The sequence below is a fragment of the Gemmatimonadota bacterium genome, from assembly GCA_026705765.1.
In the GTDB taxonomy this organism is placed as follows: Bacteria; Latescibacterota; UBA2968; order UBA2968; family UBA2968; genus VXRD01.
Window position 1 is genome coordinate 1 of the sequence record JAPPAB010000088.1, and the last position, 26,175, is coordinate 26,175.

The 26,175-nt window shown below is 49.4% G+C and carries 20 protein-coding genes; 14 read left to right on the forward strand and 6 right to left on the reverse strand.

Annotated elements, in window-relative coordinates; genetic code table 11:
• The 6 genes from sppA to OXH16_11535 all read left to right on the forward strand — a co-directional run.
• Nucleotides 1-1,171 (forward strand): signal peptide peptidase SppA (gene sppA / locus OXH16_11510; protein MCY3682017.1); only part of this gene is annotated, 1,171 nt, incomplete at its 5' end.
• A gap of 11 nt (nt 1,172-1,182) precedes the next feature.
• Entirely contained in the window at nt 1,183-1,938 is a 756-nt protein-coding gene (locus OXH16_11515; GenBank protein ID MCY3682018.1) for an amidohydrolase family protein, read from the forward strand.
• A gap of 252 nt (nt 1,939-2,190) precedes the next feature.
• Complete coding sequence (locus OXH16_11520) at nt 2,191-3,135, forward strand: ATP-binding cassette domain-containing protein (protein ID MCY3682019.1); 945 nt, start codon at nt 2,191-2,193, stop codon at nt 3,133-3,135.
• Entirely contained in the window at nt 3,128-3,841 is a 714-nt protein-coding gene (locus tag OXH16_11525; GenBank protein ID MCY3682020.1) for an ABC transporter permease, read from the forward strand. Before OXH16_11520 ends, OXH16_11525 begins: the two co-directional genes overlap by 8 nt.
• 2 nt (nt 3,842-3,843) lie before the next feature.
• Nucleotides 3,844-5,352, forward strand: coding sequence for a GldG family protein (locus OXH16_11530; protein ID MCY3682021.1), 1,509 nt, complete (start codon nt 3,844-3,846; stop codon nt 5,350-5,352).
• Nucleotides 5,345-5,914: a DUF4340 domain-containing protein gene (locus OXH16_11535; protein MCY3682022.1), complete on the forward strand. Its 570-nt coding sequence runs from the start codon at nt 5,345-5,347 to the stop codon at nt 5,912-5,914. Before OXH16_11530 ends, OXH16_11535 begins: the two co-directional genes overlap by 8 nt.
• 39 nt (nt 5,915-5,953) lie before the next feature.
• On the opposite strand, the gene OXH16_11540 is transcribed toward OXH16_11535, so the two are convergent.
• The 3 genes from OXH16_11540 to OXH16_11550 are packed head-to-tail and all read right to left on the reverse strand — an operon-like array spanning nt 5,954 to nt 10,506.
• On the reverse strand, nt 5,954-9,007 hold the full coding sequence (locus OXH16_11540; GenBank protein ID MCY3682023.1) for a Gldg family protein: 3,054 nt from the start codon (nt 9,005-9,007) through the stop codon (nt 5,954-5,956).
• Nucleotide 9,008: 1 nt separating this feature from the next.
• Complete coding sequence (locus tag OXH16_11545) at nt 9,009-9,770, reverse strand: ABC transporter permease subunit (GenBank protein ID MCY3682024.1); 762 nt, start codon at nt 9,768-9,770, stop codon at nt 9,009-9,011.
• A gap of 13 nt (nt 9,771-9,783) precedes the next feature.
• On the reverse strand, nt 9,784-10,506 hold the full coding sequence (locus OXH16_11550; protein MCY3682025.1) for an ATP-binding cassette domain-containing protein: 723 nt from the start codon (nt 10,504-10,506) through the stop codon (nt 9,784-9,786).
• A gap of 259 nt (nt 10,507-10,765) precedes the next feature.
• Between OXH16_11550 and OXH16_11555 the strand changes: the two genes are divergently transcribed.
• Nucleotides 10,766-11,662, forward strand: a complete 897-nt coding sequence (locus OXH16_11555; GenBank protein ID MCY3682026.1) for a YihY/virulence factor BrkB family protein — start codon at nt 10,766-10,768, stop codon at nt 11,660-11,662.
• Between the two features lie 56 nt (nt 11,663-11,718).
• Here OXH16_11555 and OXH16_11560 read toward each other — a convergent pair whose 3' ends face one another.
• Both OXH16_11560 and OXH16_11565 read right to left on the reverse strand, forming a co-directional pair.
• Nucleotides 11,719-14,385, reverse strand: coding sequence for a TonB-dependent receptor (locus OXH16_11560; GenBank protein MCY3682027.1), 2,667 nt, complete (start codon nt 14,383-14,385; stop codon nt 11,719-11,721).
• A 394-nt stretch (nt 14,386-14,779) separates the two neighbouring features.
• Nucleotides 14,780-17,521, reverse strand: coding sequence for a TonB-dependent receptor (locus OXH16_11565; GenBank protein ID MCY3682028.1), 2,742 nt, complete (start codon nt 17,519-17,521; stop codon nt 14,780-14,782).
• Nucleotides 17,522-17,815: 294 nt separating this feature from the next.
• Here OXH16_11565 and OXH16_11570 point away from each other — a divergent pair, with 294 nt between their 5' ends.
• The 7 genes from OXH16_11570 to arsS all read left to right on the forward strand — a co-directional run bounded on the left by OXH16_11570 (nt 17,816) and on the right by arsS (nt 23,865).
• Nucleotides 17,816-17,977, forward strand: a complete 162-nt coding sequence (locus OXH16_11570) for a hypothetical protein (GenBank protein MCY3682029.1) — start codon at nt 17,816-17,818, stop codon at nt 17,975-17,977.
• 38 nt (nt 17,978-18,015) lie between these two features.
• Nucleotides 18,016-18,621 (forward strand): molybdenum cofactor guanylyltransferase, encoded by a 606-nt coding sequence (locus OXH16_11575; GenBank protein ID MCY3682030.1) that lies wholly within the window; start codon nt 18,016-18,018, stop codon nt 18,619-18,621.
• A gap of 93 nt (nt 18,622-18,714) precedes the next feature.
• Nucleotides 18,715-19,017, forward strand: coding sequence for a 4a-hydroxytetrahydrobiopterin dehydratase (locus OXH16_11580; protein MCY3682031.1), 303 nt, complete (start codon nt 18,715-18,717; stop codon nt 19,015-19,017).
• An 18-nt stretch (nt 19,018-19,035) separates the two neighbouring features.
• Nucleotides 19,036-20,388: a glycosyl hydrolase gene (locus tag OXH16_11585; protein ID MCY3682032.1), complete on the forward strand. Its 1,353-nt coding sequence runs from the start codon at nt 19,036-19,038 to the stop codon at nt 20,386-20,388.
• Complete coding sequence (locus tag OXH16_11590) at nt 20,385-21,164, forward strand: DUF547 domain-containing protein (protein MCY3682033.1); 780 nt, start codon at nt 20,385-20,387, stop codon at nt 21,162-21,164. Before OXH16_11585 ends, OXH16_11590 begins: the two co-directional genes overlap by 4 nt.
• Nucleotides 21,165-21,181: 17 nt before the next feature.
• Nucleotides 21,182-22,864 carry a bifunctional transaldolase/phosoglucose isomerase gene (locus tag OXH16_11595; GenBank protein ID MCY3682034.1) on the forward strand — a complete coding sequence of 561 codons (1,683 nt, stop codon included), beginning with the start codon at nt 21,182-21,184 and terminating at the stop codon, nt 22,862-22,864.
• Between the two features lie 2 nt (nt 22,865-22,866).
• A complete protein-coding gene (arsS, locus tag OXH16_11600) occupies nt 22,867-23,865 on the forward strand; it encodes an arsenosugar biosynthesis radical SAM protein ArsS (GenBank protein ID MCY3682035.1) in 999 nt (332 codons plus the stop codon).
• 59 nt (nt 23,866-23,924) lie between these two features.
• On the opposite strand, the gene OXH16_11605 is transcribed toward arsS, so the two are convergent.
• Nucleotides 23,925-26,175, reverse strand: a 2,251-nt coding sequence (locus OXH16_11605; protein ID MCY3682036.1) for a DUF255 domain-containing protein, incomplete at its 5' end; no start/stop codon positions are given.

The following is a 26,175-nucleotide window of genomic DNA, read 5'->3' on the forward strand; positions in this document are numbered from 1 at the left end:
TGAATTTACAGACGCACATCGCGAGGCGAGTGAGGTACTTTTGAAGTCGATGGTCGATCAGATGGCCCTGGGTATTTCACAGGCGCGAGGCACAACGCCTGAAGCCGTACGCGATCTCATCAATCGCGGACCATTTTTAGCGTTGTCTGCCCATGCCGAAGGCCTGGTAGATAGCCTGGCGTATTGGGATGAAGTGCGCGATCTGGTAAAAAATGAGCATGGCGAAGATGCCAAATGGCTGGATATTGTGAATTATCTCAAGCGCATTGATGAAAAGCCATATAGTGAAGGGACAAAAGTGGCGTTGATTTACGGCGTGGGACCCGTGCATCGTGGCAAGAGCGACTACGATCCTTTTTATGCGTCTGGTACAATGGGCGCGAGTACGCTGACCAAAGCTTTTCGCGATGCAGCAAAAGATAAGGATGTGCGTGCAATTTTGTTTCGAATAGATTCTCCCGGTGGGTCTTACGTGGCTTCTGATGCGATCTGGCGCGAGGTTGCCAAAGCTAAGAAGGCGGACAAGCCAGTAGTTGTATCAATGGGTAATGTAGCCGGATCCGGAGGATATTTTGTGGCGATGAATGCCGATAAAATTGTGGCGCAACCCGGCAGCATTACGGGATCTATTGGGGTGTTGGCAGGCAAGTTTATAACAACTGAATTTTGGAAACGTCTGGGTATGACCTGGGATACGGCACAAGTGGGAGAAAATGCGCTGATATGGAGCACGGGTGTAGAATTTACACCCGAACAATGGGCGAGATTTCAGACGTGGTTGGACCGCATTTACGAAGATTTCACGGCAAAGGTGGGCGAAGGACGCAATATGTCACGGGCCGATGTTCACGCTGTGGCAAAGGGACGAATCTGGACAGGGAAGGATGCAAAATCGCACGGTCTGGTCGATGAATTGGGCGGCATGAAGACCGCGATGCGTCTGATTCGGGAGGCATTGGAATTGGAAGCTGATGCATCTCTCAACCTCGTGGTATTTCCCAAAGAAAAGACGTTAATAGAACAGGTGATGGAAAAAGGCCTGATCCGCACGATGAGCAATGGCGATGCGCTGGTGAGACTCACCGCAGAGTTGCAACCCGTTTTTCGCCTTGCGCGCACAGTGGGGCAGCCGCGACAGGTTTTGGAGATGACACCCGTAGATATTCGGTAATAAAGGAGGGCATGATGATTACCGCAGATTTTGAAGCGTATTTGACAGATGACTGGTATGGGCAGCAGATAACAGTTGACGCTTTGCTGGAATGTGAAGCCGAAGCGGGGTTTGAGATGGCGGTGGTAATGCCACAGACCAAACCCCTTCCGGATAATGATGGATTGCTCGACAAGACAGCGGAACACCCTCAGCTTTTGCCCTGTCCGCTCGTGGATCCACATTGGGGCGAAGAAGGAATTGCAGCACTAAAGGATTATGTAGAGCGCGGTGCTCAAGGCGTAAAACTGATGGGCGCTATTCACAAATACAATGTGGATGATCCCATGGTCATTCCGTTTGTTGAGACGGCGCGCGATCTGGGGATTGTGGTATCCATTCATTCTGGACGCGACAACTGCAGTGCCGAGCGCATTGGCAATGTGGCGAGACAAGTGCCCGGCGTGCCCATTATTATGGATCACATGGGCTTTCCCGATGGGTTTGACACAGCGCTTGAAGTGTGCCGTGAATGCTCCGATGTGTATCTGGGCACAACGATTCTGAGATTTCACAAGTTGTGGGCTATCAATCCCGAAGAAACCGTGCCGCATGAGGTTAAGCAGGCTGTTGGAGAATTGGGACCCGAACGGATTGTTTTTGGGTCCAATTTGCCGGAATATCGCCCGATTCAGGTCAAGCGGGCGATTCAGCGGTTGGAATTGGGTGACGACGCAGAAGCTCTGATCTTCGGAGGTAATTTGGGACGGATTTATGGGATTGAATGAAGTGTGAAGTGTAGAGTGTGAAGTGTGAAATGGGGCGGCCTGTGGGCACGCCCTTTTTTGTTTTTCACCTTTTATTTGTGTGTATCGGTGGTCATTGGTGGTTTTTTTCTGATTTTCCTTGATTTTTTTTTGCAAACTTGTTTAAGTTTTTGGCTTTGATTTTCATCTGCGTCCATCCCTGCTTACACCCGCAGGGACATGCCTGCGGATAAACCGATTTCGTTTTTTTACTCACAGGAGGTTATTCCCAGAATGATTCGAGTTGAGAATTTGGAGAAGTACTACGGCGACATTCATGCACTCAGGGGCATTGATTTTGAGATTGACGATGGCGAAATCGTCGGGTTCCTGGGTGCAAATGGCGCGGGTAAATCCACGACATTAAAAATTATGACGGGGTTTTTAGCGCCAAGTGCTGGCAATGTATTTATAGACGACCTGAATATCCATGACCATTCGCTGGATATTCGCGAGCAAATCGGCTATTTGCCCGAAATGAACCCCTTGTATGGGGAAATGCGGGTGTATGATTATCTCGAGTTTATATCTCAAATTCGCGGCCTGGATGTTGGAGAGTTCAAGACGGCTTTGGATCGCGTGGTCGAACAGTGTGGTTTGCGCGATGTGATTCATCTGCCCATTTCTGCGTGTTCAAAGGGATATAAACAGCGCGTAGGGCTGTCTGCCGCGATTTTGCACGATCCCAATGTGTTGATTTTTGATGAGCCGGTCTCCGGACTGGATCCCAACCAGATTGTGGAGATTCGGAACCTGATTCGAGAATTGGGTCGGCACAAAAAGGTGATTATATCCAGTCATATTTTGCAGGAGATTGAAGCCACTGTAGATCGTATTGTGATTATTGATCACGGCGAAATTGTGGCCAATGGGACCAGTCAAGAACTGATGGCGGGATTTATGGGGCGCACGCAACTGACGCTCGATGTAAAATACGCCAATGAAGAGAGCCTCGCCGAGCTGACCAGCAGCGTTGATGGGATCGAAGTTGCAAATATAGAGGTGGTCGATGTCCACAGTGTTTTGTCGATAGAATACGCCCGTGAAGTAGATCCCCGCGAGGCGATTTTTGATTATGCTAAAAACAGTGGCTGGGCCATTTTGGAGATGACGCAAAAACAAGTTCACCTCGAAGATGTGTTCCGGGGATTGACCGGGGAAGGAGGGAGCGATGAATAATGTGATGGCGATTTATCGCAAAGAAGTCGGTGCGTATTTCAAGAGCCCCATGGCGTATATTTTCCTGGTGTTTTTCGCCCTGTTTAACGGCTATTTCTTTAGCAACACGTTCTTCCTGTTCAGTCAGTCCGATATGCGAGCACTATTTAATATTACGCCGATGATTTATCTGATTTTTGTCCCTGCGGTCACAATGGGGGTGCTTGCGCGGGAGAAAAGCGCGGGCACACACGAGTTGATAGCGACACTCCCGATTAAAAATTTCGAGCTTGTGATTGGAAAGTATTTATCGGCATTTACCCTGGTGTTGGCCGGGCTGGGTTTTACGCTGATACACTTTTTCACGCTTCTGGCCGTTGGTACAAATATCGACTACGGCGGCGTAATCTGCGGGTATTTGGGACTGGCTCTGGTAGGTGCATTTTACGCAGCTATTGGCACATTCACGAGCAGTTTGACAGATAATCAGGTGGTTGCATTTATTCTCGCGGCAGTATTTGTGTTGGGATTTTATCTGCTCGATAAATTGCTGATTTTTGTGCCTGCGGCCCTTGCTGTACCCATTCAGTTTATGGCGGTCGATTACCATTTGTCCAATATGTCGCGCGGGGTTGTAGATTCGCGTAATCTGGTGTATTTCGGCTCGCTGATCTGGTTGTTTTTGGTGCTTACAGTGCGCGTTATTGACATGCGGAAGTGGAGGTAGTCATGCCAGTTATTGATTCCCAAAAGAGCTTTGTAATTTTTATTGTGGTTGCTATCGCGCTCGTGGCACTCGGCAATCTGGTTTCCCGCAATTTTTTCTTTCGGCTGGACCTGACGGAGAATCAGATTTATTCGCTGTCGCCATCGAGCAAGGTGATACTCGAGAAGATCGACGATTTTTTAACTGCCAAAGTCTATTTTTCCGAAAATTTGCCCGGACAATACGGCAATACGCAGCGGTATTTGCAGGATATTCTGGAAGAATATGCCGCGTATTCTGATGGCAATTTTCGATTTGAGTTTTACAGGCCCGATGACGATGAAAAATTGGCACTTGAAGCGCAAAAATCCGGTATTCAGCCCGTGCAATTGCAGGTACTCGAAAACGACAAGTTTGAGGTGAAGCGCATTTATATGGGAATGGTGCTGCTCTACGGCGACAAACGAGAGGTGTTGCCGGTTATTCAAACAACCACGGGGCTGGAATACGAGATTACAACGCGAATTAAAAAAATGGTTGACGATAACCGCTCTGTGGTCGGAGTGGCAAATACCGGGGCTTCCGCACCGGCAATGGAACGGGTGAATGCGCGGCTTCGGGAAGCCTACGACGTGCGCTCGGTCTTTTTGGGTGCCGGCGTGCCCGATGATATTGAGATGTTGCTCGTCAATGGGGTTGTCGATTCTCTGTCCGAAGATGCACTCGGAGCGCTAAAGAACTATATCAACTCGGGTGGCAATCTGTTTTTGGCGCAAAGCAAGATCAATGGCGACCTTCAGGCGCAGCGAGGGACGCCCATTCAGTCCAATATCTTTGAGGTACTCGAACCCTTTGGCGTGAGCCTGACTGACAATCTGGTGATGGACCGGATTTGTGGCACGGTTACAGTGTCACAGCAACGCGGTTTTTTGCGTTTTAATTCGGCGGTAGAGTATCCATTCTTCCCCGTATTACAATCTTTTCCCGATCACGAAATAGTCAGTGGTTTAGAGCAAGTTCAGATGTTGTTTTCCAGTGAGATTGTTTATGATACGGCTGATTCAACGCGCCTGGTGAAGCCTTTGCTGGTCACGTCAGACCATTCGGGTGCAGCAGCCGGTTTTATCAATCTCAACCCCATTCAGAATCAGGCATTTCAGTCGCTCAATGAACCGGGCAAGGTGGTGGGAGTTTATGCAACGGCCACCTCAGACAGTCTGGAAAATGTGATGAGCCAACTGGTGCTGGTATCCACCTCCGATTTTCTGCTCGACAACGGGGGAGGACAGGTGCCGTCCAATGGGATTTTTGTGATGAATGCGGTAGATGTGCTCATTGGCGACCGCGACCTTGTGGCTTTGAGATCGCGCGAGATTACAACGCGACCGTTGCAAACTGTAGAGGATACGACTCGAACCACGGTGAAAACCCTCAATATTGTGCTGCCCGTGCTGCTGGTCATTGTTTTGGGGCTGGTGCAGTGGCGACTCGTGGTGGCACGTGCAAAGCGACTGGAGGCACTCTATGAGTAATTTAAAATGGCTTCTCATCGGGCTTGCAGTGTTGCTGGGGCTTTACGCGCTTTTGCAGGTGCGAGAAAGCGGATATACAACCCCCACAGGCCAGATCTTTCCCGAGAATACGGATGATATTTACAAGGTTGAAATGATGACAAAGGGCGATAGCCTGACGCTACAGAAGAAGGATCTTGAGTGGACGCTTGTGGGACACGATACCCTGAAAGTTCGGGACCAGCGAATCACGGCACTATTTGAACAGGTATTGAAGGTGAGTCGCGAGACCACGATGACAGACAAGGCTGATAATTGGTCTAAGTACGCCGTAGATGACGCGATGGGAACGCATGTCAAGATCTATAACGCGAAGGATGAGTTGCTCGCGCATGCGGTATTTGGCAGGTCGAGTACCGATTGGGCGCGCAATTACGTGCGGATTGGAGATGGCCCAGAAGTGTATCTGACGGATCGGAGTATCGTCTATCAGGTCAGCACCGATGTGACATTCTGGGGAGAGAAACTGCCTGAGCCTGCACCAGCAGTGGTGGATTCTGCCAAAGCAGGAGATGAAGGATAGATCAGGTAAGTGGAAGAATAAAAAAGGCCATGGTTTAAATCACCATGGCCTTTTTTTGATGTATCGAAAAAATCCGTAAAGACCAAAGGAGAGTGGACCGAGGCCGACGACCAGAATACGCCAGAATATTTTTTGGTCTGGGGATAAATAGGGAAAGCCCGGTGCGATTTTTCGGCGGGCTTGAAGATCGGCAAATTGCGGGCCATGTGTGAGATAGGCAACGGCGTTGAGCAAGAATTGCTCGTGTTGAAAACCCGGCGCATAGAGATACTCGTTTTTGAACATTTCAGAACTGCCGATTAGTATTAGCTGACCTTGGGGATTGGGCATTGGATGCGTGAGTGTGAGATCTTGCGCTTTGAACTCAGCCAGTGGGAATGTACCTGTGACGAGTAGAGCGAGGGGCTGGTGACTCAAGAGAAGTGAATCTGGAGAAAATGCAGTTTTGGGCAACCATCCGCCCGACCAGTGGTATGCCCAGGTGCAGTTTGACGTGCTAATCAGGGGGGTTACTGTCAGATTGTGCATCTGTAGCCGATGAGGATCTGGCACAAAGCGATTGCCCCAGATAAAGAGTTGGTCGCCGAGTTGTCGCACAATGGGCAATGTGGTATCAAAATTTGGCGGGACAGCCCGGATGAGAAAGGGCAGAGCCACCTCCTGCGCATCGTATTCGCGGACTGCGTGTCGATAAATCTGGGTTTCAAGGGCGAGACGCGAGCGGGTTTGGTCCATGAGTACTTCGCGCGCCTGTGCAATACCCAGGGGTTCCAGATAGCGGTTGAGGTCCTGGTATTGGGGCTGGGGCCAGTACACAGTTTCAAAATCTTCACCCGAATACTGGCGCTGTTGGATATTGTAGTGTTGCAGTGCGACAATAGCGCGACCTCCCCGAGCGAGGTGCTGGCTCAAGAGGGCGATCATGGGGCTGGCATCTCGGCGCGGTTGCATCCAGATCACGAGGTCGGTTTGTGGCGGAAGATGTGGTTTGCGAGGGTTGACATAGCTTACGCGGTACCCATAAGTATGCAAAAGCGTTTTTAGTTCGCTGAATACATCAGCACCTCTGGGGGGCGACAGGTGTTTCTCTCGGTACTCATGTGCCTCGGCGGGAGATAGGCGCGGGGATTCAGCGACAAGGGCAATATGGGGCGTTTTGCCTGTGGAAAGACGGAGAGCAGCCGTTGCGAGTAAAAATTCGAGGTGATCTGCTGTTCGGTCATCTAAACGCGGGATGGGAGTCGCGCTACCTGGGCGGTGTAATAAGAGACCGCTGATAACGGATTGAGAGTTTTCCTCATCATCCCTCACGGTTTTCACCTGATATGGGTGAAGACCAATGTGGCTGAGGTAAGCAGTTGACAGGTCTTTTGGTCGTCGAAGTTTATAGCTTATGCCGAAACTCCTGAGCCGCGCAATGATCTCTGTTTCTACTTTTTTTAGGGCGGGGGGAAGATGAGCGCGAGTGGGGATGATCAGATCGGCTTTTAAAGTTTGATTTTGAATTTGCTCCCGAGAAAATGGCAGGGAGGTATGTATTTTTTGGGCTGTGAGGTCGAGTAACTGGCCCCACGGGTAGGACCAGAGGGGGGAGGCGACAATCAGCACCAATATCGCAATACCAGCACGTAAGGAGAGATGTCCAAAAGATACGCGCATCTGTCGGCTGTAGTACAAGCATACGCCCAAAGTTAGCAGGATTAGTGGAATGATGAATACGACACAGACTCGCCAGATCACACGCGAAGTCGCGCTTAGTTGTGGTATTGGCGGGGATGATGGTCTTTTAACGCGACCGCGCACAATGTGGTCGTGGTCTGTGAATGTGCGCATGATTGTCTGAATAAAGACGCGATGCGCGTAGTTGGGTTGATTAAATATGCCATCGCGAAACGGGCTGGAAGTTGCGAGCACCAGAATTTCTCCTTTCCACGGATCCCGGTGCCTGAGACGCAGCATCACATTTTGTTTGCCTATTATGTGTGTTTCCTTTAGATGGTCGTTTGTAAATGGCTCTTTTGAAATGGGTTGTATATACGTATTATCTGTGGTTGTGCCCAGAATCTCGAGATGATAGCCCGCTTCGGATACTGCGCGCGAATCGACTGTTAGCGCACCTGCCGATACAAAATTCAGCGCGCCCCTAACTGGTGATAAAAAACCTTTGAGATCGTAAAAGCCCGGCATAACGCGCAGGTGAAAAGGGGCGTTGATCTGGTGGATTGTGTTTTTTTTATCGCGAAATAAAATCGATCCCTGACTCTGATCCATCAGAAGGTCGGCTTGTGGGCGTATTCCAAGTGGTGCCAGGAATTTTTCCCAGTCAGCGTTTAAATATGCGCGGTATGTTACTTCTCCTATTTCATTGACCGCGTAGTCAATGAAATAGGGGCTGCCAGCAAGTACGACTGTACGGCCTTTGTCAACCGCATTTTGAAGGGCGTGGAAGTTGGCGGTTACTGGATCAATACAAAAGATGATATCGGCATCAGATGGAATCGCATTGGTATCGGCAAGGACAATATCACCCCATTGGTCGAGAAATTTTGTGAAGAGACCAAATTGTTGTGGCGCGGAAACCGCGATGAGAGGGCGTGGGGGACGGAAGAGTGCTTTGAGATGGGCGAGTATATGGTGCTCGAGGTAAGGTATATCTGAGGGGAGTATTTTAGGGATCAAAATTTCGGGGTGATTGCCATAAGCGATGACGAGTGAAGACCAGACCGCCTGTTCGCTGTGTTCGTCGCGCTGAATATCACGCACATGAAAAGGCGCGGTTTTTTTTTGTCTGGCATAAGCGCGTCCCGATTCAGAATCGGGATCCACAATGCGGTAATCTATGCGGTCGGGATCCAGCGCCTTGAGGCGCGCGAGAAGGTTTTTTATGGGTGATTTCACTCCCTTCTGATGCTTTGTGATATACGTCAGGGAAAGGGGTGCTTCGAGTTTGGTATAAAAGGCTTGTGAATCGGCCGAAAGCGTTGCCGTCAGATACAGGCGTCCTGTACCCTGATTTTCCAAAAGACGACCTGTGTAAAACACCAGGGCAAAGAGAAAAAGAAGGGCCAGAAAAAATTTTATCCAATTATCCATATCATCTGTGGTCTCGTTTGAGAGACAGATCGTTCATCCACAAAAAAAAGATACTTAGCAAGGTGAAATAGAGCACTGCGGGAAAGGTGATTATGCCGCGGGTAAAGGCACTGTAGTGCGGGGCAATGGAGAGCGATTCATAGAGCCGGCTGCCGATATGATATGCGGGGGCCAATCCGTCGAGGATTTCAACCACTTTTTCGTGTCCGCTCAAGACAAATACAAAACCCAATAGCACTGCGACGACATAAGCGACAATTTGATCGCGCGTAAGCCCCGATGCAAACAGACCAAACGAAAGAAAAAATGCACCCAGACAGAGCGCGCCCAAATAGGATGAAAAGATCAGCCCGAGGTCTGGAGACCCCAGAAAGAGCAGCATGGAAACGATGGGCAAAGTACCCGAGAGGACGATCAGGTAGAACACAAGGGCTGATAGATATTTACCAAGTACAATCTGGATAGATTGCAGAGGCATGGTCATCAACAATTCAATGGTGTGTTGTGCGTGTTCTTCAGCCCAGGAACGCATGGTTATGGCAGGAATAAATGGAATGAGAAAAAAGGGAAGGAGGTCAAAATAAGGTGCCATTTCGAGTACGCTGTTGAGGAAAAAGGCGTTCATAAATGTCGCGCAGGACAGGATGAGAAAAACCGAGGCATAGATATAGGCGATTGGTGTGTCAAAATAAGCACTGATTTCGCGGGCAAAAATTACGCCAATGCCCCGTGCGAAGTCCTTTGGGCGCAAGTGATCGGGCATGCGCGATTTCTCCTTAATTTTTCTGATGCACAAGATGGGTGAAAATGGCCTCGAGATCCCTGGGTTGCCCCGTTTTTTGCGCCAGATTCTCTATGTAGCCATCAGCCAACAAATTCCCCTGATGTATTATGAGCACGCGATCAGATAGGGTAGAGACTTCGGGGATAATATGACTGCTAAATAGGATAATCCGATTTTCACTGAGGGATTGGATCAAGTCTCGGAATGCCAGAACTTGCAGGGGGTCAAAACCGTGTGTAGGTTCATCGAGCAGCAGAATCGGTGGGTCGTGGATAAGGGCAGCCCCTACACCGATACGCTGGCGAAATCCCGTGGAACACTGGTCAATGCGTTTGTACAGATGGGGGGAGAGACCGCATATATCGACAATCCAGGCGAGGCTTTTTTCGAGAACATCGCCTGAAAGCCCGCGCGCTTTGCCGCAAAATCTCAAAAATTTATCCACGCGCATTGTCTGATAGAGCGGTGTGTCGCCTGAGAGATAGCCAATTTTGCGGCGTATGGACAGGGAATGCGAGACCACGTCGAGGCCATCAATGGTGATTTTGCCCGAGGAGGGTAAAATATAGGTCGCCAGCATTTTGAGTACTGTGCTTTTGCCCGCGCCATTGGGACCCACAAATCCGACAATTTCGCCAGGCGCAAGCGAAAAGTTGATGTTTTCAACGGCTCTGATTGTGCCGTACCATTTTGCGACGTCTGTGACTTGAATCATGGTAGAACTCCGACTCTAATTTTTCAATATTCAGGTCTTAACGCGCAATAGCAAGCGCAATATCTGGATTTGGGGTTGGAAAGGGTGAACACAAGGGGTATATTGGGCACAAATTTATCACTTCGAAATTGAGTGCTCCAGTGGTGGGCTATCGCCCTGCCTGCGTGCATACGCTTCTATTACAACTATTAAATCTATGTTCAAACAAACAAGAAAAAAAGGCTTTTTTGCCTACTATCTGGGCGGTCTGTTTATCAGGATGAGCGATAACAATCTCTTCTTACTCTGTGCGGGGCTGGCATTTGCCACTCTTATGTGTCTTGTGCCTCTGGTCTTTCTGATCTTCTTCGTACTTGAGACCATTTTGGATGTGAGGGCGATAGCTCATTTGATCAATCAAGCGGTGGATGTACTCATCCCATACCCAGAAGAGGCCAAATATCTGAAGGAGATTTTATCCGTGCGCGTCTCTGGCGTCCTGACCTTCAAAGAGGCTTATGGAGTTTCGGGCTTGTTGATTTTGGTAGTGAGCGCCAGTAGTCTGTTCAGCAGCATGAGAACCCTGCTCAATGCGGTCTTCAAGGTCGAGCAGAGTTTTGGTCTGAAAGAGGGCGAGACAGACCCGAGCATGGTGGGGCAGTTAAAAAATATGAGTAACCCGGGGCGGTGGATAAGATTTTTGCAGGGGATTTTGCCAATAGCAGTGGGTAAATTGAAAGATCTCACTATGGTAGTTCTGGTACTGTATATTTTTCTCCTATTAGTCCTCTCGTTGCCCATCCTATCTACCGTCATCGACATCGCCCCGTCTCTGCTCCACACATATATCACCTACTTCCATGGTTTTATCTCCCTCGCCCTGATTTTTGTCGTATTTCTGGGGTTATACTGGCTGCTCCCATACCAGAAAATTCAGATAAAGATGCTGGTTACAGGTGCTTTTTGGGCTGCTCTGCTGTGGAAACTCACCGAATGGGGCTTTGGCTATTACCTGAGTCATTTTGCATCTATATCTTATCTGTACGGGGCCTATGTTCTGATGGTAGTCGTGGCCTTGTGGATATACTTCTCTGCTATTATTTTTATTATTGGTGCTCAGGTCGCCCAACTCTGCAGAGAGAGGCAAACTGCCGATCTCCAAAGTTCTTTGTTTTAACAAAAGAAGCCGAGTTTTTTGAAAAAACTCGGCTTTTCTCTAACGGCTCACAACACTTAATAGTTGAAATTGTAACTGGCTTTTGCGTACAGGAATGTACCGCCAAAACCATAAGGACTGTACTCTCCGAACGGCCTGCCAACTATGGGGCCCGGGTTGACGCCTTCTTCAATATTGTTTGGCTCGACATCGAGAATATTTTGAATACCAGCGGTTATGGTCGCTCCGTTGCCAATTGAAAGGCTGGACTCGAGATCGACCAGAACCGCACTCCCAAAGACCTGATGCCCCACACTCCATTCATCCCAGGAGCCGTAATAATTGACGCGCCCCAATGCACTCCAATACTCGGTCAAGGGCTGTGTCAGGGTCAAATTTGCGCGGTGTCTGGGAAGACCTTTCTCCAATAGCGTGATGCGCTGTTCATTGAGAACTTGAGGGTCGTATTTGGTCACCTCAGTAGAGGTGTAGTTATACGCGAGGCTCAGGGTGCCCGTACACCGCACTGGGGCCGTGAAAACGAAGTCAATGCCCTGGGTTTTTGTCTCAAAATTATTGGTAAAGAATCGAAATTCTTGCAAATTTCTCGCATTTATACCCGTGGCTTCCAGCTGGTCAACCTGTTGAGGGGTAAGTGCTTTATCGCTGGAGGCCGCCATGCGATCTTTCACGCCAATATTGAAATAATCGAGCGTTATATTTGCCGGAGGGATACCGGTATCTACGGGATAAATGGGAAATGTTAAAATAAGACCGGTCGAGATATTGACCGACTTTTCTGGCTTAAGCCCTTCGCCACCTACGAGTGCGGCGGCTGGATGCGTAGAGGGGATCGTGCCTCTGTTGACCAGAATAAAATTGCCCTCGTCATCTTCGCCAAATTCAGTCGTGACGTTAAACGCATTTTGTTGTCCAGGCGTGGGCGCTCTGAATCCCGTGCTAAAACTGCCGCGCACTTTTACGTTTTCATTTACCTCAAAGTTGGTCGCCAGCTTGAAATTGGTCGTGGCACCAAAATCCTCGAAGTTTTCAAAGCGCAGTGCAGCACCGATCAGCCAGTTCTCCTGTGGGTTAAATTCGGCATCGCCGTAAATCGCCCAGTTGGAGCGGCGCCAGCTTCCCGCGGCAATATCACCAAAACCCGGGAAACCGTTGGAACCCGAGCTAAATCCCTGGCTCGCAAGCGGGCCTATTTCAAAAGATTCGCGCTGTCCGGCTACGACTTCAAAGTTTTCAATGCGATATTCAAGACCAGTGGCAAAGAAGAATTGATCACTAAATGGATAGGTCACATCAAAGTTGAAATTAGTATCCGTCTGGATGTAGTCGCCGGGATTAAATTCCGTCGGCGTATTGGGTCCGAGGGAGGCGTTTACCGTATTGAAAATGAAGAAATCGGAATGGTGACGCCCATAAGATGCACTGAGATCCCATGTCAGCAGCGACCGCGTTCCTCTGATACCCGCCAAAAAGGCGCGATCTATCGTATTTCCACCAAATCGAGGGGTGAAACCACCGGGAAAGAGTTCCTGGAAGGTGAACAAATTGGGATCGTCGAAAACCTGTTTTAAGGCTGCCGCATCCGGCACTGAACAGGTTATGGGTACCACAGGCACATCGCCACCGCTCATATTGCCAACGAGCAATGTTGCTGTCAGTGTCCCATTTACGCCATGGACAATGCCCAGTTTCTCGGCTTCTGCCTGAGTATAATAGTTGGTGCCATCCCACATCAATACGGGTCCTTGATATACGGCACCGCGCGTATTGGGATTTCTGAAGTAGAACCCACCTTCGACTTCCTTGCTCGCATAGTTGCCGTGCCCGTAGAACTCCATATTCTCGTTGATGGTGGCACCGTAGTTGACAAAGAGTTTCAGGTCGTCTCTAACAAAGGGTTGCCCCCAGGGTTGAGCGGGATTGCCTACATCGGTATTGCCCCTGCCAATTAAACTCGCGGCATCGTCGCGCTGGATGGAGCGATCGGTCTCATCCGTATTCCCATATTCCACACTGAGATTGATCCAGGTATCTGGTGTACCCAGACCGATATTACCGGCTAAGGCGTAAGTACCGCCATCCCCTTGCCGAAAAATGCCGGGTTTGATTTCAATAGAGCCGCCTTCGTAATTGTCTTTGAGTTCAAAATTCAACACGCCGGCAATCGCGTCAGAACCGTATTGCGCGGAGGCACCATCGCGCAGGACTTCCACGCGCTTCAGGGCAATACTCGGAATAGCGGAGATATCTTGCCCTTGTGCTGCATCGGACAGACCATTGCCCAGCCAGTAAATCACAGATGCGCGATGGCGGCGCTTGCCGTTGACGAGTACCAGCGCGTGGTCAGGTGCCAGCCCTCGCAGATTGGGAGGGCGAACGATGGTCGCAGCATCGCTAATCGGCTGGAGGTTGACGTTGTAAGAAGGGACAACATTTCTCAGAAGATCCTGCACATCGCTACCGCCTTGCTTGACAAAATCTTCACCGGCAACGACATCAATAGGGGCGGTGGATTCAGTGACAGAACGCGGTTGTGCGCGAGTACCTATGACTACCAATTCTTCGAGCACGACTACTTCTTCGAGTATGTCTGTGAGTGGGGGCAAGGCAGTGGTATCCGCATTTTCGGTACGCGGATTTTCCTGTGATACGGCGGAGCCACTCATCACAAGCAAGGCAATGAGGCCAAGGGCGAGAGACTTAAAATGGGATTTGTCTTGCATAAAAAAACTCCTTTGTGTTATGAACACGGGGGAGGTATGTGGTTGTTGGAAGACGTATGTGGCTGCCAATTGAATCCTCGTTTAATCCAAAATATAAAACGAAAAAAAAAAGCCAAATTAAATTTGATCTGGCTCATATCTGATTTTTCCATAATATAGCATATCGTCTTTAGTCGATATATAGACCATATTTTATAGAAATATTATTCCATATTTTGTTTAATTTCAGATATTTATGTTAATCATCCAGGCTATATATCGCCTTTAAAGATAATATTGAGACGATATATACACCTCGTTAAATACTATTCATATTGATAATTGAAAAAAAGAAGCCGCGTTACAAAAAACGCGGCTTCTTTGTGATTGGGTGAACAATTCTTTGAACTACGACCTAAAAGCTGAAGTTGTATTTGGCATACCAGAATGCGCCGCTAAAACCAAATGGGCTATACTGGCTGTATAAATGGCCCGAACCGCTCCTTGCACCGGGATTGATATCGGGATAGATATCGAGGATGTTCTGACCGCCAACGGTTACCGTTGAGTGCTCGGCAACGGTGTAGCTAACTTCGGCGTCCAGTATCCATTCGTCGCCATAAACGAAGTTATCTTCTTGATCGTACCACGAACTGTAATACCGGAGGCGACCCAGTACCTCAATATTGTCCACCGGTAACGGTTGGACTATCGTCAGATTCCCGCGGTGTTTGGGGAGAGCCTCCTGTATTTCCCGAATCCTTTGAGCATCCATGGTTGCTGGATTGTGTTTGGTCACTTCGGTATTCGTAGTGTTATACGCCAGACTCAGTTGCCCATCACACCACACCGGAGCCGTGAGAACGATGTCAACGCCCTGGGTTTTGGTGTCAAAGTCATTGATGAAAAACTTGAAATTTGTAATAAAATTCGCAGCCGTGATACCCGCCTTGAGTAGTTCATCAATTTCTGCTGGGGTAAGGGAGAAATTTTGCGAGAGCGTCAAGCGGCCCTTCACCAAAATGTGGAAATAGTCCACCGTGATATTGACTGGGGGAATACCGGTATCCACTGGAAAAACGGGAATTTCAAAAACAATACCAGCCGAGATATTGGTCGATTTTTCGGGATCGAGCGGCTCACCACCCTTGGATTCTGCAACGGGATTGTTTGACGGAATTGTGCCATCATTTGTCAAATCACCGATTGTGGGATCGAAGATCGTGGATACGTTAAACGCATTTTGCTGTCCTGGCGTGGGTGCTCTAAAGCCAGTGCTAAAACTGCCGCGCACCTTTGTATTCTCGTTAAGCCCGTAATTGGTCGCCACTTTGAAGTTGGTCGTGGATCCAAAATCATCAAAATTTTCAAAGCGCAGCGCAGCACCGAGCAGCCAGTTCTCTTGCGGATTAAATTCGGCGTCTCCATAAACAGCCCAGTTAGAGCGACTCCAGGTGCCTGCGGCAATTTCACCAAACCCTGAGAACCCGTTGGACGCGACAGTAAAACCATACTCTGCCAGCGGACCTTTGACCCAGGATTCTCGTTGTCCCTGCACAATTTCAAAATTTTCCGTGCGGTATTCAAGACCGGCGGCAAAGAAAAACTGCTCGCTAAACGGATAGGTGATATCGAAGTTGAAATTGGTATCTGTCTGGATATAGGTTCCAGGATCAAAATACGGTGCATCTTCGTGACTGGGATCAACTTGTGGTCCATTTGGCCAGGGTTGGTTGGGACCCAAAGAGGAATTCACGGTATTGAAGATGAAGTAATCGGCTTCGTTGCGCCCATAAGACGCGCTGAGATCCCAGGTCATCAGCCCTTGCGATCCCTTGATACCCGCCAGAAAGGCGCGGTCATCCATAAACGCACCAAATCGAGGTGTGAAGCCACCGGGAAAGAGTTCCTGGAAGGTGAACCAATCGGAGTTGTCAAAAACGCGTTGTAAGGCTGCGGCATCCGGCACATGGCAAACGATGGGCACGATGAACTCCTGGGGAATTCTAAGCCCAGTATCTCCGGACGGATCAAGAACCTGACTCAGATTACCGACGAGCAATGTCGCTGTTGAAGTTCCGTTCACGCCATCCACAATACCGAGTTCAGCAGCTTTGTCCGGATGATAATAGGTGGTGCCGTCCCACATCACTACGGGTCCCCTGAACACGCCACCTCGCGTATTGGGATTTCGGAAGTAGAAACCGCCTTCAACTTCCTTGCTCGCATAGTTCCCATGTCCGTATAATTTGACATCGTCGTTGATGTTAACACCGTAGTTGACAAAGAATTTCAGGTCGTCTCTAATGTAGGGCTGACCCCAAATTTGTGCGGGATTTTCCACACGGGTATTGCCCACGCGTATCAAACGCGCGGCATCGTCGCGTTGCACGGAACGGTCGGTTTCATCCTCGTTGCCATATTCAACGCTGAAGTTGACCCAGGCATCGGGCGTGCCCAGGCCGATATTGCCAGCAAAAGCGTAGGCGAAACCATCGCCTTGCTGAAAAACACCTGGTTTGACCTCAAATGAACCGCCTTTGTGACTGTCTTTAAGCTCAAAATTCAACACGCCAGCAATGGCGTCAGAACCGTACTGTGCGGATGCGCCATCGCGCAGGACTTCCACGCGCTTGATGGCAATAGAGGGGATGGGAGCTATATCTGGCCCCTGTGCGCCGTCGGCGACACCATTGGTGATCCAGTGAATAACAGCGGCGCGGTGGCGTCGTTTGCCATTGATCAGGACCAGTGTGTGGTCGGGTGCCAGGCCCCGCATACTGGGCGGGCGCACGACGGTGGATGCATCGCTAATCGGGTTTGTATTCACGTTGTAAGAAGGCACCATATCTCTCAGAAGATTTTGTACATCTGTATCGCCTTGTTTGACAAAGTCTTCGCCGGTAACGACATCGATGGGCACTGCGGATTCCGCGACAGAACGCGGCTGTGCGCGGGTACCAATAACCACCAATTCTTCGAGTATGACCACCTCTTCGAGTATATCAGTAAGTGGGGGTAAAGTAGCTGTCGTATCCGCACTTTCGGTACGCGGCTTTTCCTCTTCCTGTGATATGGCAGGGCCACTCATTGCAAGCAAGAGCAAGGCAGCGATGCCAAGAAACGCGATAGACCTGATACGGTACTTGTGCTGCATAGCAAACTCCTTTGTGTTAAACAACGAGGGAGGGTTGCAATTCTAGGGTGAAAAACTCAGGGAGAGAGGATTTCGCATTCTAAAACTTATATAAAATAACTGTACAGGCACTATGCGTCAACAAATAATTGTACATACGCTATGCGTCAATACCTGCTTAAGCTGATTGTGATAGATATATACTGGAAACGTGTGTATCTGTCAATATTGCAATTAAACACTTCTTTATATATATTTTTTGCTAAATATAATGAGACGAAAGATCCGCCGGATTCAACAGAAGGAGGTTGCGTTTTGAAGTCCAGTTACGTAAATAAAGATCTCGAGGAAACCAGACGCCTACTTACGCAGGTGAGGCAGGGTGGCAAGCGGGGTAAAAGGGCGCGTAAGAAATTGGAAGCCAAAGGTATCAGATATTACACATCTGAAGAAGCCGAGAGTCTCGGTATTGAATAAATAAAGAAAGGCATGCGAAAGCGGCCTTTTTTCTTTTTATGAACTGCTCTGGAATCATCCTTACAGGCGGCAAAAGCAGGCGAATGGGCAAACCCAAGTACAGCTTGCCCTTTGGCGATGAAACCCTGCTTCAGCGAAGCGTCAGCAATCTGGGAGGCTCCGTTTGTCCAATTGCGATTGTGGGGGCGCCCGGACAGAACTTGCCAGATATACCTCATGTGTTATCCATATGCGATCCCGTTGCCAATCAAGGTCCTTTAATGGGACTGATGGCGGGATTAAAACATGTCGAAGGTGTCTCCGAATGGGCACTGGTGACGGGTTGCGACATGCCATTTATCAGTCATGAATTGATCCAATGCCTCAAATCGCACAGAACAACAGAGGCAGAGATCGTCATTCCCCGTATAAATGAACAGTTTTATCCTTTGTGCGCGCTTTATCGAACTGCTCTCTGGCAAAAGGCCAAATTGCTACTCGAAAAGGGGGAACGGCGGCTTTTGGCATTGGTCGATGTATGTCGCATTCAGATTATTGCGCAAGACACACTCGCACAGATTGATCCCGATCTCCTATTTCTGATGAATATCAATACGCCTCAATGTTATCAGAGCGCTCTTGCGTTGGCCGGTCTGCAGCGGTGAAATTGGACAGATGTATCTATCCACTGTTGACGATGTTCTTTTTTCGCTTATATTGCCGCGTATCCATTTACTTATCACCAAGGAGTTATCGCGATGGCTATTGAAGACAAAACCCTGCTGACCGAGGACGAGATTCGCGCAGAGGTCGCGGATCTTGAAGGATGGGAATATCTGGAAGACACAAAAGAGTTGCAACGCGTTTGGCATTTTGAGAAATTTGTGCCGACTATGGCTTTTGTGCGCAGGCTGACGGAGATTATGGATGAAAATAATCACCATTCGGATATCGGCCTCAACAGCCGAACAAAAACCCTTACAGTCACAGTGACGACCCACAGCGAAAATGCCGTTACCCGTGCAGATATCGATTTTGCAGGAGCAGTAAATCGAGGGTAAAAAATCATTGGAGGCGGGATGAAGGTGAATGTCAATATTCAGCCTGGCGACCTGAAAGTCAGGCTGAATCGTTTTTTTGAACTGGCTGCACAGAAAATTCGCAGTATCGATTCGACGTGGGATCCGGGCCGGGGAACGCCGGTATTTACAGAAGGTGGTAAATACACCACCCGCGGATGGACCGAGTGGACCCAGGGATTTCAATTTGGATCCGCCATTTTGGGATATGAAATCACGCGGGAAAAAGATCTGCTTCAGATTGGGCGCAAGGGCACGGTTGAGCGCATGGCATCTCATGTGACGCATATTGGGGTACACGATCACGGCTTTAACAATGTATCGACCTATGGGAATTTGCGGAGATTGATGCGAGAAGGAACGCTTGAGGAAAATGAATGGGAGCGGCACTTTTACGAACTGGCGCTCAAAGCATCTGGCGCTGTTCAGGCTGCTCGTTGGACGACCATTGGCGATGGCAAAGGGTATATTCATTCGTTTAATGGACCGCATTCCCTGTTTTCAGACACGATCAGGTCGTGTCGCGCACTGGCTGTGGCACACGATCTCGGCCACGTTTTGATGGGGGAGAACGACTTCGCAATTTCGCTGCTCGAGCGCTTGATTCACCACGCCGAGACGACCGCGCAGTTCAATGTGTATTACGGCGAAGGGCGTGATCGATACGATGTGAGAGGGAGAGTTGTACACGAGTCCATTTTTAATGTCAACGACGGCAATTATCGCTGCCCGAGTACCCAGCAGGGTTATTCACCGTTTTCGACATGGACCCGGGGGTTGGCCTGGATTGTGACGGGCTATGCCGAATTGCTCGAATATGTGGAGCACCTGTCAGATGACGCACTCGATCTTTATGGCGGTAGGGGTGCGGTTAATGATTGGATGCTCAAGGCTGCCAGAGCAACGGCAGATTATTATATCGATAGTATCACTTCTACCGATGGTATTCCATTTTGGGATGCGGGTGCGCCGGGTTTAATTGCGGGCTATGGGGATAAAATATCGGATCCTTATAATGACAGTGAACCCGTGGATAGTTCTGCGGCTGCCATTGCAGCGCAAGGGCTTTACCGTTTGGGAAAATATCTGGACGATACGCGTTATCAGCAGGCTGCATTAACCGTGGCTCATACGCTATTTGACGCACCCTATTTGTCCGAGGATGAAGAACACCAGGGGCTTATTCTCCATTCTATTTATCACAATCCCAATGGGTGGGACTATGTGCCCGGTGGACAAAAAGTCGCATGCGGAGAGTCTTCGATGTGGGGAGATTATCACGCGATGGAATTGGCGGTTTTGCTCCAGCGGGAGATGGATAACGCACCGTATCTGACATTTTTTGATCAATGAATAAAGTCATTGCCTTAATAGTCGGCCTCCTGTTCGCTGGATTCGCGTCTCAAAGTGGAGCCGAGACATTTGATTATGCACCGCTCAACCGCATGCTCGGGCGCGTTGTAAATGAACAGGGCCGTGTGGATTACGAGGCCGTAAAAACAGATACTGATTTGCAGGCTTTTGTAGATCAACTCGCGCAGATCAGTCCGGATACGCATCCCGTGATTTTCCCCAGTCGCGCAGACAGTCTTGCTTTTTGGATCAACGCGTACAACGCCTGTGTACTTGCGGGCGTTTCAAAAGCCTATCCCATTTCTTCTGTCACCGAAATTGCGCCTGCTTTTGGCTTTTTTAAGACATATCAATTTGTCGTTGGCGGGCGTCAGTTCACATTGGACGAAATTGAACACGAGATTATTCGCCCGCAATTTGCCGATCCGCGCATTCACGCTGCAATCAATTGCGCGGCAGTGGGTTGCCCGCGTTTGCTAAACGAAGCATTTACGCCCGATGAATTGGATGACCAGCTCAATTCGGTTATGCAGGACATGATTCGCAACCCAATACATGTTCAGATTAATCGGGAGACAGGTATCGTGGGTCTATCTGCGATTTTTGATTGGTTTTCCTCTGATTTTACGTCTTATGTGCAAGCGCGTGAGGCCGGGGAAACTGTGTTGGATTATATCTCCTTGTTTTTATCGAAAGAAGATACCGGATATTTGCAAAATCATCCCGATCTTCAAATTGTGTTTTTAGATTACGATTGGTCTTTGAATAATCAGTGAAAATGAGTATCTCAGATATGCAAGTGTCTTTGGGGGCGTTCCAGCCCGCCGTTGGTCGCGCTTTGAAAACATGGTCGAAAAATGGCAATACAGCGCGGTTGTGGCGCGGCGATGCCACACTCTGGTCGGGATCAGATGAAGCCAACTGGCTGGGATGGCTCAATATCGCGCCTCAAATATGCGATCAGGCAGGAGACCTGTGCGCTTTTGCACAGCAGGTGCGCGATAGGGGAATAACGGATATTCTGCTTTTGGGAATGGGCGGTAGCAGCTTGTGCCCCGAAGTGCTGGCGATGACTTTTGGCTGTCGGGAGGATTGGCCCAGGTTGCACGTTCTGGACTCTACGGTTCCCGCGCAAGTGCAGCGGTTTGCCGATGCCGTAAATTTAGAGACGACTCTTTGCGTTGTCGCCAGCAAATCTGGAACGACAACCGAACCCCATGCATTTTGCGAGTTCTTCTGGAAAAAAATGCGGGAATTGGTCGGCGATACGGCGGGCCGGCACTTTATCGCCATTACAGATCCGGGTTCTGATCTGGAGACGCTTGCCAGGGAACGGAACTTTCTATGTGTTTTTTACGGTTTGCCAGAGATTGGCGGCAGATTTTCTGCGCTTTCAAATTTTGGGATGGTGCCCGCAGCTTTGATCGGCATTGATGTGCGAGAGTTTTTAGAACGCGCAGTGGCGATGGGGAAGCGGTGCAAAATATCAGATGATCAGAATCCCGGTCTTTTGTTGGGCCTTATTCTGGGTGAGTTGGCAAAAGCCGGGCGCGATAAAGTGACGCTTGTAACTTCTCCCAAATTGTGGGATTTGGGGGCGTGGTTGGAGCAGCTTTTAGCCGAAAGTACGGGGAAAAATGGTCGAGGTCTCATACCTGTTGATTTAGAAGACATTGCCACACCCGATATGTACGGCGAAGATCGAATATTTGTCTATATCCGACTGCAAGACGATGCGGACGTTGAACAGGATGTAGATATAGAAAATTTGCGTGCGACCAATTTCCCGGTTATTCAGATTGATGTGGCAGAGCTATTAGACCTGGGAGCAGAGTTTTTCAGGTGGGAATACGCTACCGCAGTCGCTGGCGCAGTGTTGAATATCAATCCCTTTGACCAGCCCAATGTACAGGAGAGCAAAGATTTTACGGCGGAGTTGACACATGCTTATGAGGAAGAGGGCGTATTGCCAGTTCAAAAGCCGTTTTTTGTAGATGATGATGTCCTGGTTTACGCCGATGTAGCCAATGCACAGGCTTTGGGAACAATTGAAGACCTCAATAGTTGTATTGCTGGGCTACTCAATCAGATCCGGGCAGGTGATTATGTCGCTTTGTGTGCTTATCTCGATATGGATGAAGATATTGTTGCTATTATGCAATCTCTGAGGCATCGGATACGCAATGTATATCGAGTGGCTACCACATTGGGATTTGGTCCGAGATTCTTGCATTCTACGGGACAGTTGCACAAGGGGGGACCGAACAATGTGGTGGTTGTGCAACTGACAAGCAACGATGCGACAGATGTGGATATTCCGGGACGAGCGTTCTCTTTTGGGGTTCTCAAACAAGCACAGGCACTGGGCGATGCCCGTGCGCTTTCGAGCCGAAAAAGGCGGGCGATTCGCATTCATTTTAAGAAAGATATAATTGCTGGTATCCATCGGGTGAAGCAAGCGGTAAAAGAGGATTGAATATGGCATTGGCAGCAATGGATTTGATGCAAATTGTAGGCGACGATCACAAGACCGATTTTGCGAGCAAGTTGCGCGATGAACAATTGGAACTCACGCGCAACCGTTTGGATATTTTGCAGGTCAATGTCGGCAAATTGTGCAATCAAGCCTGTCACCACTGTCATGTAGATGCCAGCCCGATCCGCACAGAGATCATGACCCGAGAGACGATTGACCATATTCTATTATTTCTCGAGACATCCGATATTCAGACGGTTGACATAACGGGTGGTGCCCCTGAGTTAATTCCAGATTTCCGCTATTTTGTCGAACGAATACGCGAGCAAGGTCGCCGCGTGATGGTGCGCTGCAATTTAACCGTGATTTTTGAACCCGGGCAAGAAGACTTACCTGAATTTTATCGCGAGCACGAAGTCGAATTGGTGTGTTCGCTGCCGTGTTATCTCGAAGAAAATGTGGATGAACAACGCGGGCGCGGTGTTTTTACAAAAAGCATACGGGCATTGCAGATTCTCAATGACATTGGATATGCACAACCCGACACGGGATTGGAACTCCATCTGGTCTATAATCCAGTTGGCGCGTCTTTACCTCCTCCGCAGGCCGAACTCGAAGCCGATTACAAAGAAGAGCTAAAAGCCCGCTATAACATCGATTTTAATCAACTCTACACCATTACCAATATGCCCATCAGCCGGTTTGAAGAATTCCTGAAACGCCGGGGGATTTACGATAGCTATATGCAGACTTTACAGGATAATTTTAATCCGCATACGATCGATAATTTGATGTGTCGTTCTCTAATTAGCGTTGGATGGCAGGGTGAGGTTTACGATTGTGATTTTAATCAAATGCTCGATATGCATTCTTTTGGGCGCGAAGTCAAACTCTGGGAACTGACGGTTAAGGAGCTGATCGGATGCAATGTGCGGATACAAGACCACTGTTTTGGATGCACTGCGGGTGCGGGAAGCAGTTGTGGGGGAGAGCTTGTTTAGAAGTGTGAAGGACCACTGAAACTCAATCGCTACGAGAGGGCACCGAGATAGGTGCCTTTTTATTTTATATTAACTGCTATGCGCTGTGTCTGTGGTGACAGGCATCGCGTGCTGTCGCATGCTTGATATGTGAGTAGCAGCGAGAAGTGTTGTGGACGAGTTTTGAAGGATAGCGTAAGGGGTATGGTGAGGCTATCTGTATAAACGGCAATGGCACGCTCGGCAAAGGGAAACTGTAAGTCCTCGGCTGGCGGGTAGTCAATTTGGGTGATTTCAGCGATGTCTGCGTCCAGTGAGAGGCGCGTAGGAATCAAATAATCGGCGGCGGGATTGGATGCTTGAATATGCCAACCCGAAGCGATATTCAGGCGCACGCTCACTTTGAGCATATTCGCACTATCAGAGGACAATACCGTTGCGGACGCAGTGACGAGACTATCGGGTGAAAGCATCGCGTTGGGTGAGGATGCCATCATCGTGCCGTGGATAAAGTGCAGGAGCGCGCCCGGTGTATTCTCTGCAAGGGGAGCAAAGCTGTTGGTGAGTGCGAGCGCGCGTTGGGCATACAGGGGATTTTGTGTCCATGTCCGAAGTTCCCACAAAACGTGCAGGGCAACGGCATTGCCAGAGGGCAGGGCGCTGTCGTAAAAGCTCCTGGTGCGCACAATCATCTCATTTTGACTCTGCGTAAGAAAATAGCCGCCATTCAGGGTATCCCAAAATGCGGTGTGCATCCGTTCTGAAAGTGATCGGGCGTCCTGGAGGTAGCGAGCAGAACGCGTTGCGCGATAGAGGTGGAGGAGACCGTCGATTAAAAAGGCGTAATCTTTCTGATAGGCTTCGCCTTTGCGCTGTCCCTCGCGATAGATGCGATACAGGTCGCCGTTTGCATTGCGGAGATTGTTGCGGATAAAATCGGCGGCGTTTTGTGCGGTTGTCAGATACTCTGTCCGGGCGAGGACTTCATAGGCGCGGGCATATGCGCCGATCATGAGGCCATTCCACGCTGTGATAATTTTGTCGTCGAGGAGGGGACGGATGCGCTGGCTGCGAGCGTGCAGGAGTTTTTCTTTCAGTGGAGAGAGGCGGGCGTGCAGGGTTGTGGTGTCAATTTGATGGTGGATTGATAGCGCACTGTCTGTATCGGTTTTATAAATGACGCCGGTCGATCCTTCGGACATGGGCGCGAGCGCGTAACACGAGAGGAAGAAGTCGGCATCCTCCTTGAGGGTTTGGCGAATCTCTTGCTCTGTCCAGGTATAATACGCGCCTTCTTCCGCTTCGGATTCTGCGTCAATAGCAGAGTAAAATCCACCCTTATAGTCTGTCATTTCGCGCAAAACAAAGTCCAGAATTTCCTCTGCTGCAATGCGATAGGTCGTTTTGTTGGTGATCTGGTAAGCGCGGAGAAAGTTGTGGGCGAGGAGCGCCTGGTTGTAGAGCATTTTTTCAAAGTGCGGCACGCGCCATTGTGCATCTGTCGCATAGCGATGAAAACCGCCGCCGAGGTGATCGCGGATGCCGCCTTGCGCCATGTGATCCAGTGTTTGCTCGACCATATCGAGATATTTTGCCTGGGGATTTTGTCGATATGCCGTCAGCAACAGGTTGAGCGCGTGATCGGGTGGAAATTTCGGGGCTGTGCCCAAACCGCCGTTGATGGGATCAAAGCGATTTTCTATGTGGTCAATCGCCTTGCCAATCAGGTCTTCTCCCACTTCCTCAGAAACGGCGCGTGTCGCGTGAATGCGCGCGATAGATTGCGATATTTGATCGGCCTGTTTTTCGAGTTCCTGTCTCTTTTCCTGCCAGGCAACATGCAGTGCTTGAATCACGCGCGGGAAGCCCGGGCGCCCATGTGAATCTTCGGGGGGAAAGTACGTGCCAGCAAAAAAGGGTTTGAGATCGGGGGTGAGAAAAACAGAGTTAGGCCATCCGCCGTGTCCGGTCATAAGCTGGGTGGCCGTCATGTAAATTTCGTCGATGTCGGGACGTTCTTCGCGGTCAACCTTGATATTGACAAAAAACTGGTTCATCAAGTGGGCAATATCCGGATCAGAGAAGACCAACCGTTCCATGACATGGCACCAATAACAACTCGAATATCCCACCGATAAAAAGATCGGTTTGTCCTCGCGGCGCGCTTTTGCGAGTGCTTCTTCTCCCCAGGGATACCAGTCAACGGGATTGTGTGCATGAAGGCGCAAATAGGGGCTGAGTTCCCGGCTGAGGCGATTTTGATGCGTGGGGGAGGGCGTAGTAGGATTTTCTGTAGAATAAACACCCCACCAATAACCCGCAGCAATGGCG

Coding starts and splice junctions, on each gene's coding strand:
- OXH16_11515 (MCY3682018.1), top strand. CDS start 1,183: ATGATGATTACCGCAGATTTTGAAGCGTATTTGACAGATGACTGGTAT.
- OXH16_11520 (MCY3682019.1), top strand. CDS start 2,191: ATGATTCGAGTTGAGAATTTGGAGAAGTACTACGGCGACATTCATGCA.
- OXH16_11525 (MCY3682020.1), top strand. CDS start 3,128: ATGAATAATGTGATGGCGATTTATCGCAAAGAAGTCGGTGCGTATTTC.
- OXH16_11530 (MCY3682021.1), top strand. CDS start 3,844: ATGCCAGTTATTGATTCCCAAAAGAGCTTTGTAATTTTTATTGTGGTT.
- OXH16_11535 (MCY3682022.1), top strand. CDS start 5,345: ATGAGTAATTTAAAATGGCTTCTCATCGGGCTTGCAGTGTTGCTGGGG.
- OXH16_11540 (MCY3682023.1), bottom strand. CDS start 9,007: ATGGATAATTGGATAAAATTTTTTCTGGCCCTTCTTTTTCTCTTTGCC.
- OXH16_11545 (MCY3682024.1), bottom strand. CDS start 9,770: ATGCCCGATCACTTGCGCCCAAAGGACTTCGCACGGGGCATTGGCGTA.
- OXH16_11550 (MCY3682025.1), bottom strand. CDS start 10,506: ATGATTCAAGTCACAGACGTCGCAAAATGGTACGGCACAATCAGAGCC.
- OXH16_11555 (MCY3682026.1), top strand. CDS start 10,766: ATGAGCGATAACAATCTCTTCTTACTCTGTGCGGGGCTGGCATTTGCC.
- OXH16_11560 (MCY3682027.1), bottom strand. CDS start 14,385: ATGCAAGACAAATCCCATTTTAAGTCTCTCGCCCTTGGCCTCATTGCC.
- OXH16_11565 (MCY3682028.1), bottom strand. CDS start 17,521: ATGCAGCACAAGTACCGTATCAGGTCTATCGCGTTTCTTGGCATCGCT.
- OXH16_11575 (MCY3682030.1), top strand. CDS start 18,016: ATGAACTGCTCTGGAATCATCCTTACAGGCGGCAAAAGCAGGCGAATG.
- OXH16_11580 (MCY3682031.1), top strand. CDS start 18,715: ATGGCTATTGAAGACAAAACCCTGCTGACCGAGGACGAGATTCGCGCA.
- OXH16_11585 (MCY3682032.1), top strand. CDS start 19,036: ATGAAGGTGAATGTCAATATTCAGCCTGGCGACCTGAAAGTCAGGCTG.
- OXH16_11590 (MCY3682033.1), top strand. CDS start 20,385: ATGAATAAAGTCATTGCCTTAATAGTCGGCCTCCTGTTCGCTGGATTC.
- OXH16_11595 (MCY3682034.1), top strand. CDS start 21,182: ATGCAAGTGTCTTTGGGGGCGTTCCAGCCCGCCGTTGGTCGCGCTTTG.
- arsS (MCY3682035.1), top strand. CDS start 22,867: ATGGCATTGGCAGCAATGGATTTGATGCAAATTGTAGGCGACGATCAC.